At 65.5% G+C, this 14547-nt stretch carries 14 protein-coding genes; 3 read left to right on the top strand and 11 right to left on the bottom strand.

The genetic code is table 11. The features are described 5' to 3' along the window. The 7 genes from CH268_RS11395 to CH268_RS11365 all read right to left on the bottom strand — a co-directional run. The coding region (locus CH268_RS11395; RefSeq protein ID WP_303396373.1) for a biotin carboxylase N-terminal domain-containing protein at nucleotides 1-555 on the bottom strand (555 nt) is incomplete at its 3' end. Between the two features lie 127 nt (nucleotides 556-682). After that, nucleotides 683-2152, bottom strand: coding sequence for a condensation domain-containing protein (locus CH268_RS11390; RefSeq protein ID WP_094664120.1), 1470 nt, complete (start codon nucleotides 2150-2152; stop codon nucleotides 683-685). A gap of 134 nt (nucleotides 2153-2286) precedes the next feature. Then, nucleotides 2287-2700 carry a SufE family protein gene (locus tag CH268_RS11385; RefSeq protein WP_027496472.1) on the bottom strand — a complete coding sequence of 138 codons (414 nt, stop codon included), beginning with the start codon at nucleotides 2698-2700 and terminating at the stop codon, nucleotides 2287-2289. After that, on the bottom strand, nucleotides 2697-3566 hold the full coding sequence (locus CH268_RS11380) for a sulfurtransferase (protein ID WP_205913258.1): 870 nt from the start codon (nucleotides 3564-3566) through the stop codon (nucleotides 2697-2699). The genes CH268_RS11385 and CH268_RS11380 overlap by 4 nt, the downstream gene beginning before the upstream one ends. Nucleotides 3567-3722: 156 nt before the next feature. Continuing rightward, nucleotides 3723-5096, bottom strand: a complete 1374-nt coding sequence (locus CH268_RS11375) for a condensation domain-containing protein (RefSeq protein WP_094664118.1) — start codon at nucleotides 5094-5096, stop codon at nucleotides 3723-3725. After that, the gene (locus tag CH268_RS11370; protein WP_094664116.1) at nucleotides 5074-6528 is read right to left on the bottom strand and encodes a condensation domain-containing protein; all 1455 of its coding nucleotides are present in this window, start codon (nucleotides 6526-6528) and stop codon (nucleotides 5074-5076) included. The genes CH268_RS11375 and CH268_RS11370 overlap by 23 nt, the downstream gene beginning before the upstream one ends. Before the next feature lie 135 nt (nucleotides 6529-6663). Continuing rightward, entirely contained in the window at nucleotides 6664-8112 is a 1449-nt protein-coding gene (locus CH268_RS11365) for a condensation domain-containing protein (RefSeq protein WP_094664113.1), read from the bottom strand. Nucleotides 8113-8661: 549 nt separating this feature from the next. Between CH268_RS11365 and CH268_RS11360 the strand changes: the two genes are divergently transcribed. Next, nucleotides 8662-10008 carry a hypothetical protein gene (locus CH268_RS11360; RefSeq protein WP_141215131.1) on the top strand — a complete coding sequence of 449 codons (1347 nt, stop codon included), beginning with the start codon at nucleotides 8662-8664 and terminating at the stop codon, nucleotides 10006-10008. Nucleotides 10009-10013: 5 nt separating this feature from the next. Here CH268_RS11360 and CH268_RS11355 read toward each other — a convergent pair whose 3' ends face one another. Then, nucleotides 10014-11291 carry a glycosyltransferase gene (locus CH268_RS11355; RefSeq protein ID WP_094664106.1) on the bottom strand — a complete coding sequence of 426 codons (1278 nt, stop codon included), beginning with the start codon at nucleotides 11289-11291 and terminating at the stop codon, nucleotides 10014-10016. Between the two features lie 142 nt (nucleotides 11292-11433). Here CH268_RS11355 and CH268_RS11350 point away from each other — a divergent pair, with 142 nt between their 5' ends. After that, nucleotides 11434-12807: a hypothetical protein gene (locus tag CH268_RS11350; RefSeq protein ID WP_094664124.1), complete on the top strand. Its 1374-nt coding sequence runs from the start codon at nucleotides 11434-11436 to the stop codon at nucleotides 12805-12807. A gap of 115 nt (nucleotides 12808-12922) precedes the next feature. Further along, nucleotides 12923-13366, top strand: coding sequence for a flavodoxin domain-containing protein (locus CH268_RS11345; RefSeq protein ID WP_094664104.1), 444 nt, complete (start codon nucleotides 12923-12925; stop codon nucleotides 13364-13366). A gap of 15 nt (nucleotides 13367-13381) precedes the next feature. Here the strand turns inward: CH268_RS11345 and CH268_RS11340 are convergent, their stop codons facing one another. The 3 genes from CH268_RS11340 to CH268_RS11330 form a co-directional block, all read right to left on the bottom strand. After that, nucleotides 13382-14050, bottom strand: coding sequence for a Maf family protein (locus CH268_RS11340; RefSeq protein WP_094664122.1), 669 nt, complete (start codon nucleotides 14048-14050; stop codon nucleotides 13382-13384). A gap of 11 nt (nucleotides 14051-14061) precedes the next feature. Next, nucleotides 14062-14328, bottom strand: a complete 267-nt coding sequence (locus tag CH268_RS11335) for an acyl-CoA carboxylase epsilon subunit (RefSeq protein WP_094664100.1) — start codon at nucleotides 14326-14328, stop codon at nucleotides 14062-14064. After that, nucleotides 14325-14547, bottom strand: a 223-nt coding sequence (locus tag CH268_RS11330) for a carboxyl transferase domain-containing protein (RefSeq protein ID WP_303396370.1), incomplete at its 5' end; no start/stop codon positions are given. The genes CH268_RS11335 and CH268_RS11330, both read right to left, overlap by 4 nt.

Here is a 14547-nt window from a genome sequence, read left to right as displayed (position 1 = left end):
GGGGATTTCCTCGCGGGTGCGGGCGACTTTCATGCCGCGTCCGCCGCCACCGAAGGCGGCTTTGATGGCGATGGGGAGGCCGTGTTCGTCGACGAACGCCAGGATTTCGTCGGCGTCTTTGACCGGTTCGGAGGTGCCGGGGACGGAGGGTGCTTTGGCGCGGGCGGCGATGTGGCGGGCGGTGACCTTGTCGCCGAGATCGCGGATGGACTGCGGGGACGGTCCGATCCAGATCAGGCCTGCATCGATGACGGCTTGGGCGAAGTCGGCGTTCTCGGAGAGGAATCCGTAGCCGGGGTGGATGGCGTCGGCTCCGGATTTGGCGGCGGCGTCCAAGATTTTGTCGATCACCAGGTACGACTCCGCGGAGGTTTGTCCGCCGAGTGCGAATGCTTCGTCGGCCAGGCGGACGAACGGTGCATCGGCGTCGGGTTCGGCGTACACAGCGACACTGGCCAGCCCGGCATCAGCGGCCGCCCGGATCACCCGAACCGCGATCTCACCACGATTGGCAACAAGAACCTTGGTGATCTGAGCACTGGCATGGCTGGGCACTGAGCCTCCTACAGATGTGTTTTTCGCATCCATCGTCACGAACGTCACGTCGGAGTCTAAGCACCGACTCGGTCGTCGCTGCAATCGGTCCAGGCCGCTGCGGCGCGTCCAGGGCGACAGGATGGGACTACTGGCTGGTAGCGATCCGCCCGGTATCGGAGTGCCCGGGATCGGGATGCTGGGACGTTGCGGCAGAGAAGGAGGCGGTACCGGTGTCGGCCACCTCGGTCAGCAGGGTGCGAAAGGTGCCTATGTATTCGTGTACCCGGGCAGTTGCGAGCTCGGTGTTGGGATAGCGAGCCGCGATGTTGATTCCCTGAGGTGTGCGGTTGATCCAGATGTACACGTCGTGTTGGTACTGCTTGCTGCGCAGCGCACGCGCGTTCCAATCGGGCCAGTGCTCTGCTGCCGGCGCGAACCGCACATCCATGAACGAGACGACGAAACGTGGCCTGGCCGAGTAGCCGAGGGTGGTGAACACCCGATCGAGCGGAACCCGCGCAATCGGCTTGGTCTTCTTCACCTCGGCCGATGCTGCGGCCACGACCGAGCCGAACGACTCCGCGCCGGCGATGTCGAACGAGATGGGACACAGTCCGACGAACCACCCCAGTGCCGACGCCCACTGCGGCTCGTCCCGGGTGTGTACCGGGGTGACAGTCCGAAATTTGGTGCCCCCGCCCAGCTCGGCGCCGGTGATGGCCAGGACCCCCAGTAATCCGGCGAACAGACTGTTGCCGGTCTTCCGGCACGCGACCGAGAACGAATCGGCTTGCTCGGGGTCGAGCACCCAAGCAGAGAGCCCACCCTGAGGTACGTCGTCCGGGCTGGGATCACCGATGTCGAGCGGGAAGTCGGGCAGCTGGCCTTCCCCGTCGATCAGCAGATCGCGCCAGATCGCGACGGCCTCGTGCGAATGTTCCAACTCGGCGTTTCGCTCGCGTTCGGAGGACCCGAAGTCGAGATAGCTGCCGGCCTCGAACAGGGCGGCCGGTGCCCCGCCCAGCTCCTCGCCGTACAGGGCCGCGATCTCGTGGGCGACCAGGACAGTGGACAAGCCGTCGATGATCGAGTGATCTGCTGCGAAGAAGACGGTGATCGGCCGCGTCTCGTCCAGTGGTTCGAGAGTGACGAACGCGTAGGCGGGCCAGATCAGGGGCGAGGTGAACTCGTCGAAGAGATACTGAAGATGCTCGAAGACTTCACTCGATTGCGCACACCGTTCCTGCTCGACCTGCCAGATGTCGACGGCTCGCTGCGCAGCGGTCACCCGGGTCATCTCACCGGTGGCCTCGTCGATCGATGCGCTCGACCGCATGGCTTCGTGTCTGTCGATCCAGTTCAGCACCGCCCGCCGGAAAGCCTGCTTGTCCAGGGGACCGGCAATCTCGAACGCCGCGCCGAGCCACGACTCGCGTCCGCGGCGAGGGCTGCTGAGGCTGGTACGCAGGTGCGCCTCGTGGACGTAGGACGTCGGGCGAGGGTCGGGCTGCCACCCGGCGGCTTCGGGAGTGTGGGCGTGTGGGCCGACACTGGGAATCCATTCGGTGAGCGTGCCCGCGGGAACCGCGTAGTCCGCCAACTCGGTGAACTCCATATCGGCAGCAACCAGCCTTCGTCAGACGCATTCGGGGGATTGTTCGGACAGTGGGCGACGGTGCCCACTACCGAAGTCTACCGACGGCGGCGTGTATCGATCAAGACGAAGGCCGGGCGCTGCCGACCACGAGGTCAGCGCAGGTGCCTCTTGATACGTGCAAGCATCGCCGACATCCCTCGGAGGCGCAGGGGGCTCACCGCATCGCTCAATCCGAGAGCCGAATAGAAATCGTCCGGAACGTCGAGGATTTCCTGTGCGCTGAGACCGTCGAGCCCCTGCGCCAGGATCGAGGCGAACCCGCGAGTCGTCGGAGCCTCCGGCGGCGCGCTGAAGTACAGCTCGATCCGGGCGGGATCGGATGCATCGACCGACAGGAACAACGGCGACTGACATTCGGGGACCGGCTCCATCGCATCCTGGGCCAGGTGATCCGGCAACGGGGGTAGTTCCCGGCTGAATTCGAGCAGGAGCTGCAGTTTGTCCTGGCCCTCGACTGCGGCGAAATCCTCGACGATCTCGGCCAACGATTCTGGAAGGGAACTCATCGAGCGGCCGGTGCCGATCCGGGCTCCTCGCCCCGGGCGATCGGAACGCGCACAGCATTGCCCCACTCGGTCCACGAGCCGTCGTAGTTGCGGACGGACTCGTACCCGAGCAGATGCGTCAGCACGAACCAGGTATGGCTCGACCGCTCGCCGATGCGGCAGTACGCGATGACCTCGTCGGTTGCCGAAGTCTCGGAGTAGATCTCGTCCAGTTCTGCGCGTGAGCGGAATCGCCCGTCCGGTGCTGCTGCCTTGGCCCACGGGATGCTGACGGCGGTGGGGATGTGGCCGCCGCGCAGCGCACCCTCCTCCGGGTAGTCGGGCATGTGGGTGCGTTCGCCGGTGTACTCCGCGGGAGAGCGTACGTCGATCAGAGGCACGGAGCCGAGAGCTCCGAGCACGTCCGAGGCGAATGCGCGGATCGGTGCATCGTTCCGCTCGACGACGGGGTAGTCGGTCGCCGGAAACTCGGGGACATCGAGTGTGGTGTCGCGGTTCTCGGACAGCCAGGCATCACGTCCGCCGTCGAGCAGCCGCACGTCCTGGTGTCCGAACAGGGTGAACACCCACAGTGCGTAGGCGGCCCACCAATTGCTCTTGTCGCCGTACACGACGATTGTGTCGTCACGCGAAATACCCTTGCGGCTCATCAGTTTCGAGAACTGTTCGCCGTCGATGTAGTCGCGCGTGACCGGGTCGTTCAGGTCGAGGTGCCAGTCGATCTTGACCGCGCCGGGAATGTGGCCGACGTCGTAGAGCAACACGTCCTCGTCGGATTCGACGACGCGGAGCCCGGGCGTACCGAGATGAGCGGACAGCCATTCGGTGGATACGAGACGATCCGGATGCGCGTAGTCGGCGAACATTGCGTTGGAATCGGTTGGTACAGGCACGTATCGGCTCCTACAGAAGATATTCGGCTGGCGGCCCGCTCGGGGGTGAACGGTCTCCGTCGACAATCCTATGCCGTACCGCCACCGAGTGGCGGGAGCCGCCGGCACGAGCGCTGCGTCGGTACTGTCTCAGCGTGTCAGGGCCGTTGTGGCGGCCTGGTCGGTCGCCTCGGCCAGCAGCGCGACCAGCGCGCCGCTGAACGCAGTCATGACCGAGTGCGCGAGGACGGTGTCGGGAAAACGTGCCCGCAGAGCCAGACCCGAGGTTGTCCGCGACACCCAGAACTGCGCGTCGTCGGACACCGTCGCGTTGCTGACGTGGTGTGCGTTGGATTCTTCGAGTCCGCGGTGGCCCTCGATTCTGGTGTAGTCGATGTACGACACCATGAACACGTCGTTTCGCGAGAGGGTGAACGTGTCTCCGAGGGATGCCAACACCTGGGGGATGGGCACTGTGCTCAGCGGTAGCGCAGCACGAAACTCCCGTTGGGCCGCGGCGATCGTGTCGACGAGCACGTCGCCGACGTCCACGGTCATCGGGGCGTTGGTGGTGAACCAGCCCAGTGCCCGCCGGAACCGATCCTCGTGACGGGTGTGCAGAGGGAACAGGAACGGTATCTGCCGCGGTCCGCCGATGGCGGCGCAGGCCTGACCGATCGCAGCCACGACCCCGGCGAACATCCCGCCGCCCGACCGAGTGCACAGGCGCTCGAACTCGGCAGTGCGGTCGGCATCGAGGATCGGCGCGACAAGGGTTGCCTGCGTGGCAGTCTCACCGTCCGCCAGTCCCAGGTCGAACGGAAAACTCGGCGTCGTACCACCGCACCGTACAAGGAATTCCGACCACCGCACCATGCGCTCGTCATGGCGATCCACTGCCGGCTCGGTTGCTTCGATTCGGCAGTAGTCGACGAATCCTCCCACCGGACTCAGCTCGATGTTCGGACTCGACGGGCAGCGCCGGTACGCGTCGTACCAGGCGCGAACCTCGTCCACGGTCACTGCGATCGACAGCGCGTCGACGTTCGAGTGGTCGAATGCGCAGACCACCGTCGAGACGTCGGGCCGGTCGATCGCGACGCACGTGTACGACGGGAACCGTCGTGCGTCGCAACGTAACTCGAGTATTCGGCGGAGATGCTCACGTAGCTCGGTCGGGCAACCGAATTCGGTCCGGTTCGACGCCGCGATCTCGACCGAACCGGGGCGATGGAGCATCCTGTCCAGGCCGTCGGTCGCCTGGACGAACGAGCTGCGCAGAGTGTCGTGTCGGTCGATCAGTCGAGCGAACGCCCACGCGAGAGCGTCGGCATCGATGCGGCCGGGAACATCGAACGTGCCCGCGATCCATACTCGCCGAGCCTCGCCCAGATCGCCCAGATGAAACCGTTGATTGAACGACGGTGGAATCGGGGACCGTTGTGCATCCCCGGTGACGTCGGCAGTGAATTCGACGACGACACCGGCCGCGGGATGGTACTCAGTGATCGAGGTGACCCGCACCGACCCGCTCCTGAACCGAACCGGGCGTCAGGACGTAATCGCCTGTGCGCGCTATCTTTTCCAGTACCGATGCCAGGTGTGCGTGGTACCGCTCGACCGATTCGGCAGCGACGGCCGTGTCGGGGGTCTGCGCCACCAGATACAGATGCTCACCGTCGCGGTTGATCCACATCGACGCGTTGGAGGTCGCGCCCTCGCCGGTGAAATGCTTGGCACGAGTGTCCGCATCTCGCCCGACGCCGGGGAACCAGCGAAAGTCGATGTACGAGAGCATGTTCGGGCTCACGGCGAGTTCGCTTCCGAGCGTGCCGTCTGCGGCGAGAGCGCCGAGTACCGCATGGACCGGTGCTTCGGCGATCTGCTTGGCCCGCTCGAAACCCTCGTGCGCCGGGCCGGCGACGTCGGAGAAGCGCTCGCGACCGGCGATGTCGAACGCGACCGGCGCGAAGTTGACGAACCAACCCTGGGATTGTCCGTAGTCACCGTGGTGGCGAGTGCTCAGCACCGTGATTCCGAAGTACTCCGCGTTCCCCGCGAGCTCGAAGTCGGTGATGCCGACGGCAGCGAAGACTCCACTGCTCATCCGTGCGCCGGCGGCCTTGCACGCGGCATCGAACGCTGCCGTGAGTTCTCGGTCCAACAGGTGGCGTTCGACGATTCGGACCGGGGCGCGTTCGCCGGGTGCAAGCCCCAGATCGAGGGGGAACCGAGGCATACGGCCCTCGTGCCTGGTGAAGATGTCACGCCACGCGGCGATCTCGGGGGAGTCTGCACCGAACGTCGCGGCGCGGGCGCGCTCGTCGGCGGCGTACTCGAGGTGACTTCCCGCCGAAGCCGGTTGCGGAACATCCGCCCCGATCTCGATCGCGTACAGATCGGCCAGTTCGCTGATGACCAGAGCCTGTGAACCACCATCGGTGAACGCGTGATCGGCACCGTAGTACAACGTGAAGCTGCCCGGCCTCGATACCACTCCGACGACGAACCCCGGCCAGATGTCGGCGGTGGCCTCGGTCGAGAAGCGCTGCCGCACATAGTGTTGGAACTGCTCGTCGTCGGATGTCTCACCTGCGTCGACGGTATCGAAACGAGCAACTTCCGGGCCGCCGAGGTGTCGAACCACGTCGGTGCGGTCCACCTCGAACCAGCACCGCAGACCCTCGTGCCGCAGCACGTACGCAGTCAGCGCACGGCTCATCGCCTCGGTGTCGATGTCGCCGTCGATCTCGGTGGCCACCCCGGTGTACGCCGTGTGCACGTCACCACGTGCGCGCGCTGCCCATGCTGCCTTCAGGTGGTCTTCCTGAAGAAACGACGGTGGAGTCGAATCGATCGGTGCCGCAGCGGCGCTCGCCTGTGCCGCCGCGGTGGGATGCCACTCGAGCAGTCGGCCGGGCGCGGGGTTCCAGCGGCCCATTGCGGTGATGATCATGTTCGCTTCACTCTTCCGGTCGGGGCGCAGTGGACGGAACGTACCGGCTGCCTACGCCGCCGTCTCCGTCCACTCCGCATCCACTTCTCGTGCGTGCACGCCTATTCTGCGTCCACGCTCATTCTGCGTCCACGCTCATTCTGCGGCGACGACGACCGACGGCGGGGCCGCCGCGAGCACCGTATCGCTACCGCCGTCGGAGTCGATGACCGCCGTCAGAACCGCGACGAACTCGGTGATGAACCGATGGACGTTGGTCGACGCGACATCCGAACTGGGGAAGCGGGCCGAGATGTTGAGCCCTTCGAGTGTGCGATTGACCCAGAAGTAGACCTCGTCGTCGGCGTGGCAGTTGCTCCTGAGCGCCCGCCCCTTGCGCCCCTGCCACTGGGCGGCGTCGGGCAGGAACCGCAGGTCGATGTACGAGACCACGAACCGGGGAATTTCGGTGGAGTCGAGGATCTTGGCGATCTTCGAGTACGGCATACGGGCCAGGCCCTTGTTCGCAGCGCCCGCGGTGGCCGCGGCCTCGAGTGCCTCGACGAAGGTGCAGGCGTTGTCGAGCTGGATCTCCATCGGAAGAATGCCGACGTACCACCCCACCGACGCGGCCCACTTCTGCTCGTCGCGGGTGTGCATCGGCATCACCGTGCGCAGAGACCGACTGCCGGACAGGCGAGCATTCGTCAATGCGAGCGCCGCAAGAATTCCGGCCTGCATGTTGTATCCGGCAGCACGGCACGCCGCATTGAAGCCGTCCGACTGTTCGGAGGTCAGAAGCCACGACGAGATGCTGCTCTGGGGCGCAGGGCCGGTGTCGGCGCGGGGCCGGTCGCCCGCCAACGGAAGCGGGAAAGCCGGGAAGCGGCCGTCCTCGACTGCGAGGAAGTCCTGCCACGTTCGCACGGCACCGTGATCCGCCGTCAGGGTGTCGCCGAGTGCCCGTTCGGACTGACTGAAGTCGACGTAACTACCCACCTCGGGCAATTCCGGGTCGATGCCGTCGAGGGCATGCGCGTACAGCCGGTCGATCTCGTTGATCGCATAGATCTGGCTGTATGCGTCCATGACCGAATGATCGGCCGCGAAGGCGAGCAGGAACGATTCCTCGGGTCCACCGGCGAGACTGCGGGACGCGTCGTCGGGTTCGATGGTGGCGAGAACGAAATGCGGCCATGCCGTCGGAGACACGGTGTCGCCGAACCACGACTGCAGATGGCCGAACACCTGAGTTTCCGATCGCGACTCCGCGTGTGGGCGATCTGTCACCTGCACGGCGTCGACCGGTGCGGTGAAGCGCTGCCACGAACCGGACTGCTCGTCACGACGAACCTTGGTTCGGAACGCCTCGTGCCGACCCATGTACGCGGCGATGGTGCGGCGTACGGCCTCGACGTCGTAGCGACGATGGATCTCGAATACCGTGCCGATCCAGGAGCCCGGCGCGCTGCGCTCGCAATGGTCCTCGTGCGTGAACGACAGCCCGCGGGGATCGAGAGCCCACTGATCGTCGTCGACGCGGGGAACCCACTCGGTCAAGCGTCCGGCGGGAAGTGGATAGTCGGCGAGTTCGGTGTATTCCATGGTGTCCTCTTCCGTTCCGGGCTCGGCCAGCGGTATTCGGCAGTAGTGGTGTCTATCGGCATTCGATTACGGTCGAGTGGTGGATGTAACGGCGGAAGTCGTCGGTCCGGCTCGCTTTTATCGGGTGCACTCGCAATGCTTTCGACATTGAAAGAACAACTATTCGACGGACCGTGAAGTCGCCGTCCGGTCGACGTGAGTACGGCACTCACAATAAGGCGAAAGCGAAACTATTTCGCGACGCGTAAAAGTAATTCTTGTCACTGTCGAGGGGGTTGACCGACGGGTGGAACATCGGTCGGAAAACTGATTCTCGCACACGTCGGCATTGTGATTCCAGCGTAACCGCACGTCAGGGCCCGATGATTCGAGAGAGCCGATCCGGGTGACGGGCTCGGAACCCAGACCTCGGGCCGGACCGGCACCCCGAGACCGGAGTCACATTCGCGCGTCTGCTCGGTGGAATGGCACTTATTGCAAACATTGAATGAATCGACCGACGAGAAACAGCACCACCTTCCCGTTTCTTTGATGTAGTAGGTTCGGCGCGTGACTCGAATTGGATTTGCCGATCACCTTTTCTTGCGAATGCACCATGGCATCGGATTTCCCGTCTACAACCAGTTCCTGTGGTGGTTCGACGACGTCGTGCAGCGAGAAGACCTGGAAAGACTGCGTGACAACCTGTCCGACGGTCTGCTTGCGCGCAGGGTGGTGGCATCGGCAATTCCGACGGCCCGAGATCGGTGGGTGCCGTCGGCCGCCTCTCATTCACTGCATTTTCATCCAGAATTCATAGACCCGTCGATGGTGCGGCAATGGGCGGACGGCCGGATCGATCCCGATATCGATCCCGAGACCGGATTGGGTTGGCAACTCGCGGCGACGAGACTGAGCGACGGCGGCATGGTGCTGTCGTTGGTCGCCTCGCACATGGTCGCCGACGGTGGGGCCTTGATCGCTGCATTCCGTGCGGCGAACTCCGACTCCGTCGCGTCCCGTGTCTCCTCCGCCCCGGGCGGCCTCGAGGCCCTCGCTTCCGACTTCGGTGACGCCGTCGAGCAAATTCGGTCCGCGGGTGGATGGCTGGTGAACGCGGCGGTGCAGGCTCTGCCTCTGTCCGGACGCTCCGAGCCTGCCGGTGCCACCCAGTCGAGGCCGAAACCACACCGGGCAGCTCCCGAGCGAGCGGCTGCGGCGGACTGGACATCCCCGCACGTGGTTGCCGAGGTGGACGCCGATGCATGGCGATCGACCGCGGAACGCTGGGGAGGAACATCCAATTCGCTGTTCGTGGCGGTCCTGACTGCTGCGTCCGGACTTGCCGGCCGTGCTTCGGTGGGAGACACGGTGCAGTGGTCCTTGCCCGTCAGTGATCGCGGCGACGCATCCGACACCCGGTCCAACGCCACCAAGATCGTCAAGATCGACGTGCCGATCGCCGACCCGACCGATCTGGACCTCCGCCCGATCCGCGCCGCCAGTAAATCGGCGTTCACGGCTTTCGCCGCTGCTCAGGCCGCCGGTGCCGCTCCGGGCGGCCTGTCCCAGGCACTGGTTCAAATGCTGCCCGACGCGGTGGTCGCACGAGTGCCGCAGCCCCGCGACGGTGCCGAAGGGCTGGCGTCGAACCTCGGTTCTCTTCCCGACGACTTCACGACGGTGGCGGGGATCGCTGCCCGGGCGGTGTCCGGTCGAGCGACGTTCGCCGGAGCCGACGCCGACTTCGCTCGTTCGCTCGACGGCGGTCTGACCGCATGGTCGAGCGAGACCGGCACCAGTGTGACCGTGACCGTCCACGCCATGGACCCCGACCGATGCCCGGACGAGCATGTACTGCGTGAACACCTGACCGAGGCGCTTCGGAGATGGGGACTCTCGGCACGCTTCTGGTGAGTGGGTCAGCGGTCGCGCGCTGCTGCTTCGGTGATGTCGGCGGCAGCGGCCGTCGCCGTTCGAGCAGGCGTCATCGTATCGGCAAGCGCTCGCGCGGCCAGCCGGGCGTCTTCGGTCATGAGGTCGGAAATGCCCTGCTGTAGAACGGATTCGGTCAACGTCGAGAACTTCGTGCTCGACCCGGCTCCTACGCGCCGCAGCGCGGATCCCCAGAACGGTTGGTCGGCGCTGAACCAGCACACCAGGGTCGGCAGCCCGGCTCGTGCCGAGGCTGCAGTCGTCCCTGCGCCGCCATGATGAACCGCGGCCAGACAGCGCGGAAAGACCGTCGCGTGATCGACCGATTTCACGACGAAGACGTTCGGGTTCGATCGATGGACGGCTGAATCGGACTCCAGCAGATCGCTCCAGCCCGCGCAGACCAGGGCGCGCACGCCCAATCGATCGGTGACGTTGTCGATCATGCGCATCAGTGCAGCCGGTTCGGGCACCGGCATGCTGCCGAAGCCGAAATACACTGGCGCAGTTGCTGCGTCGAGCCATCGGCGCAACGCGGGATCCGTCTCGGTGACTCCGTCGACCAGGCCGATGAAGCCGACGAACGGGCGTAGCGGGCCCCACTGTCGGGCAAGCCCGGGGAACAGCGCCGATTCGTAGGCCTGAATTTCGATACCGCCGTAGCGCGCCGACCTCACGGGCGTCGACTCCGTGGTGGGAGGCAAACCCAGTGATGCCCTCTGCGCGTTGTCGCGCTTCTTCATCGACTTCCAGCGCAGTGCCTCGAGGGCCGCCCACATCGACCGATTGACGACGGCAGGTAGGTTCACGCCCGGTGTGATCGACACTGCATCGTTGCGCCTGAGGGGGCAGTAGTGCAGGGACACAAACGCTGTGCCGTGCGCTTCGGCCACGTTCAGAGCCATCTCCTGACCGAGCGAGCCGGTGACGATTCCGTCGCACCCTGCCGCCATTCGGTTCAGCTCGGACGTCATGTCGTCCCAGCCGTGATGAGCCAGCTCGGACAGCGCAGCAAAGCGGGTCCGCGGGTTTCGAGACTTGATACGCACTCTGACCAGATCGGACTCCAACAGCTGCTGCGTGTCGGGCCCGAACGGCTGAACCTCGATGCGTTCGGAGGATGCCGTGGCCGCCGACACGACATCGGTGAGATTGGGTGGGGCACCGAACAGCACGTCGTGCCCGCGCTCTGCGAGTTCGAGCCCGAGAGCGATACCGGGGGTCACGTCGCCTCGGCTTCCGTTGAACGGCATCACGAACTTCACAGGCGCACTCGCAGACGTGTCGGCGTGGGGAAGAGCCCCAACCTATCAGCACCGTCCGAACCGAGCCGATACGAAAACATATGGCGGGAAACACATTTGCGGTCGTTCCACCTACGTGGGCGGGCAGGGATAGTCTCTCGTGGTGGAGAGATTGACGTACGACGACGACCTGTTCCTGCGCATGGAGTGCGTACTCGGAGTGCCGGTGGTCAATCAGATCGTGTGGCGGTTCGACTCGGCCGTCCCGCTCGACGCACTCGAATCCATGTGGCAGTTGCTTGCTACCGGCCCGTTGGATCGCTCCGTACGACGCTCGGCGGTGCCCGGTGCCCGCGATGGCTGGATCACGGCCCGCACGCCCGCCGCCCCGGTCGTCATCGGACACGCGATCGCCCGGGACGGCATCGATCTGTGGATCGAGAACGAGGCAGCGGTGACGCTGGACCCCATCGACGGACCTGCGTGGCGTTTGTCGGCGACCTCGGTCGACGGCGGCGGCACAGTGGTCTCTCTCGTCGGATCGCACGTGGTCGGTGACGGCGGTGCCCTGACCTCTGCGGCGGCAGCAGCTCTCGCCGGTCGGGCGACTCCGGACGACTTCGTTCGCGGCGGGCTCGACCACGTTCCCCCGCGGTCGTCGGTACGTGCCGACATCGCGGACGGCGTCGGACAGATCGGTGCGGCATTGTCCGGGGTGGCGCGAGCGCTCGGACGTACGGCAGTGGACGCGGTACGTTCGCGAACCTCGTCCGAAGAGGTAGCAGCGGGCTCCACGGCACCCGGCCCGACGCCGAGCCGTGCCCGGACCGTCACCGCGGCACGAGAAGGCAAGTGGGTACCGAGCACGGTGGTCGTCGACTGCGCATCGGGGGACTGGGCCGCGGCCGCAGCGAGCAGGGGCGGGAGCTCGAACAGTCTGCTTGTCGCGGTCGTGCTCGGCATTCTCACCGCGAGTGGACGCGTCGGTCCGCAGGACCGGGTACGGGTGGCCCTTCCTGTCAGCACCCGAACACCCGGAGACAGTCGCGCCAACGCGACGTCCGGGGTGTCCATTCACGTCGATGGGGGACAGGGCTACCGCGACGATCTGACGGCCATCCGCGCATCGAGCAAGCAGGCGTTCACCGACCAGGCCGACAGTACGGTGACATCGGTGTTCGAGCTGCTCAAACCACTGATGCAGGTGTTGCCCGACGTCGTCGTCGCCAAGCTGGCGGCATCGGGCTCGGCACCTCTGTGTCTGTGCTCGAACCTCGGCGATCGCGGCGCGCGACTGCGCACCATCGGAGGCGTCGACGCCGCGGCAGTGGCGATGCGGTCGATCACTCAGAACACCGATGTCGCGTTGCTCCGTCGCACCGCCGGCGGGGTCAGTGCCTGGTGGAACGACTCGGGTGACCGCGCGACGCTGTGCGTCACCGGTCTCGACCCGGACGCGTTCCCCAGCAAGGAGCACCTGCGTGGGCTGGTCGAGGCCGAGTACACGAACTGGGGCCTGACTGCCGAATTCTGGTGACCTCGAGACAAATCACAACATCGGGCGTACGCGGATTTTCGGCGGGATCCCCGGTACGGCTATGCTTTTGCGACTGTTCGAGTGTTCGAGCGCATGTGAGAAAGGGGAGCGATCCATGGCAGTGGTCGTGTTGTTCGGGTCCGAGACCGGTACGGCCGAGGAGGTCGCCGACAAGATCGCGGACGTGCTCGGTGATCACGATGCCGAGGTGCGAGACATGCTCGAGTACGAGGTCTCCGACATCGACACGGACGACTTCCACGTCGTCATCTGCTCCACCTACGGCGACGGAGAGCTCCCCACCGGCGCGGAGCCGTTCTACGAGGCACTCGTCGAGGATGCCCCCGACCTCGCAGGACTGCAGTTCGCAGTCTTCGGTCTGGGAGACAAGGTATACGAGGACACCTTCAACCGCGGCGGCGAGATCATCGCCGAAAAGCTCACCGAGCTCGGTGCGAAGCAGGTCGGCACCCACGCTCGGCACGACAGCTCGTCGAACATCAGGCCCAAGGCAATGGCCGAGGACTGGGCTCGCGAGCTGATCGATCTGTTGCCCTGAGGTAGGTCTCGCCGGTCAGATCCCGATCGGGTCGTCCGGCGAGCCGTCCCAGAGGGCGGCAAGCGACGTACCCACCCGCTCGAGAAGAGTACGAACCAGCGGCAAGCCGATGCCGATCACCGACGAGGGATCACCCTCGATGCTGTCGACGAACCAGCCGCCGAGACCGTCGAGCGTGAATGCTCCCGCTACCTGCAGCGGTTCGCCGGACGCCAGATACGCGTCGAGATCGACTGCAGACGGGGTTGCGAAACGAATCGTCGTCGAGCTGTGCGCTGCAGCCTGTGCCACCACGACTCCGGCGGTCACTCGCAGAACGGCATGACCGGTCAGCAGCGCCCCGGTCGACCCGGCCATGGTCCGCCAACGCTCACGGGCCACCTCGACGGTGTGCGGTTTACCGTGCAGCTCACCGGCAATCGACAGCATCGAATCACACCCGACGATCACCAGATCCGCCGAAGAATCCGAGAACGTCTCGGCGACTGCGGCGGCCTTGGCCCGCGCGAGTTCGGTGACCACGGTGGCGGCGGACGCGGACGGCCCCAGTTCGGCCGTCACCGCGTCCTCGTCGACTCCCGACACCCGGACGATCGGCTCCACGCCGGCACTACGAAGAACTCCGAGGCGAGCAGGTGACGCCGACGCCAGAACGAGTCGTACCGAATCGGCCCGGGTCGTCACGGGCGGCACCGTCACCGCGAGTATCGGCCCGACGCGGCGTACGAATACGCCGACTGCGCCGCGAAGCCGCGATGCATCGACGACGGTGCACCCCACAATTCCCGAGGCCGGGAATCCGTGCTCGATGCCGAATCGTTCTGCGCCGCAGTCAACACCGCCACCAGAGCCGCCACATCCTCGTCGTCCGGATTGCCCCTGACGACCCGAATTGCCGCGGACATGCCTGAATCGGCAACGGCTTGACCGTCGTTCACGTCGTCATGATTCGTGTCGCTCATAGTGGGATGTTTCCGTGTTTCTTCGGGGGCAGGGTCACTTGTTTGCGTTCGAGCAGTCGCAACGCGGTCACGATCTGCCCGCGGGTGTGACTGGGCGGGATGACCGCATCGAGATACCCGCGCTCGGCAGCGACGTACGGATTGACCAACGTGTCCTCGTACTGCTGCTGCAACGTCAGCCGCAACGCATCGACGTCCTCACCGTTCTTCGCCGCCTCG

Source organism: Rhodococcus sp. 06-1460-1B (genome assembly GCF_002258475.1).
GTDB lineage: Bacteria > Actinomycetota > Actinomycetes > Mycobacteriales > Mycobacteriaceae > Rhodococcoides > Rhodococcoides fascians.
The sequence above is the reverse complement of the archived record's forward strand: the minus strand, read 5'-3'. Positions and strand labels throughout refer to the sequence as shown.

What these genes read in the sequence shown, in the direction of transcription:
- CH268_RS11345 (WP_094664104.1), top strand. Translation starts at nt 12,923, where the DNA reads ATGGCAGTGGTCGTGTTGTTCGGGTCCGAGACCGGTACGGCCGAGGAG.
- CH268_RS11390 (WP_094664120.1), bottom strand. Translation starts at nt 2,152, where the DNA reads ATGGAGTTCACCGAGTTGGCGGACTACGCGGTTCCCGCGGGCACGCTC.
- CH268_RS11335 (WP_094664100.1), bottom strand. Translation starts at nt 14,328, where the DNA reads ATGAGCGACACGAATCATGACGACGTGAACGACGGTCAAGCCGTTGCC.
- CH268_RS11365 (WP_094664113.1), bottom strand. Translation starts at nt 8,112, where the DNA reads ATGGAATACACCGAACTCGCCGACTATCCACTTCCCGCCGGACGCTTG.
- CH268_RS11385 (WP_027496472.1), bottom strand. Translation starts at nt 2,700, where the DNA reads ATGAGTTCCCTTCCAGAATCGTTGGCCGAGATCGTCGAGGATTTCGCC.
- CH268_RS11370 (WP_094664116.1), bottom strand. Translation starts at nt 6,528, where the DNA reads ATGATCATCACCGCAATGGGCCGCTGGAACCCCGCGCCCGGCCGACTG.
- CH268_RS11380 (WP_205913258.1), bottom strand. Translation starts at nt 3,566, where the DNA reads ATGTTCGCCGACTACGCGCATCCGGATCGTCTCGTATCCACCGAATGG.